1 protein-coding gene is annotated in these 661 nt (G+C 53.1%); it reads right to left on the reverse strand.

The window, feature by feature from the left end; genetic code table 11:
* Positions 1–134: 134 nt before the first annotated feature.
* A partial coding sequence (locus DVK07_RS20425; RefSeq protein WP_121598580.1) for a DUF5821 family protein occupies positions 135–661 on the reverse strand: 527 nt, incomplete at its 5' end.

The following is a 661-nucleotide window of genomic DNA, read 5'->3' on the forward strand; positions in this document are numbered from 1 at the left end:
ACTGATCTGGTGACTGTGTGTCATAGAATATGTTTCACACCCTCTACGCAGTGATTTTGACTGCTTCATTTCGTGCTTGAGTCGGAGAAGTACCGTATTTCCGTCTCCATAGTCGGGCTATCGTGGGGCGGATGCTACAGTAGAGACTGGATCTCGGTGGAGACTGTTTTCAGGTCTGCTGTCGCGAGCTCGTCGGTTGCGATAAGCCGAAGTCGGGGGCGACCGAAATCTATCGGGACTTTTTCAGTCTCGATGAGGCCAGCATCTTCGAGTGCTGATTTGGCCCGTGAGAAGGTTGCTTTCGAAGCGATATCCGCATCCTCTCCCCATTTCGAGATGTCGTAGAGGAGGATCTCGTTGCGGGCTGCGAGGATGAGCATGATCTCGACGATACTGAGGTATTCGTTGCTGTTGGAAATCTCTTCAGCGTGTGCGAGGACTTCGTTGAGTTCGTCTGCGACATCGTCGCCAATCTCCTCCCGGAGCGTCTCTTTCACTACTGGGAGGGCAGGTGCTCGAAGGTGATACTGCTCGGCGGCTTCGAATCTGGAGTCGAACTCACTGTAGACTGATGAGACCAGCTCGGGGTCCGAGCTCGAAATACTGTGCTTGCCCATCACAGGAACTACAGCCTCAGACTCGGTTGTGAAGATGGTATTCT

Origin of the sequence: Halorubrum sp. Atlit-26R, from assembly GCF_003666015.1 — an archaeon.
Classification (GTDB): domain Archaea; phylum Halobacteriota; class Halobacteria; order Halobacteriales; family Haloferacaceae; genus Halorubrum.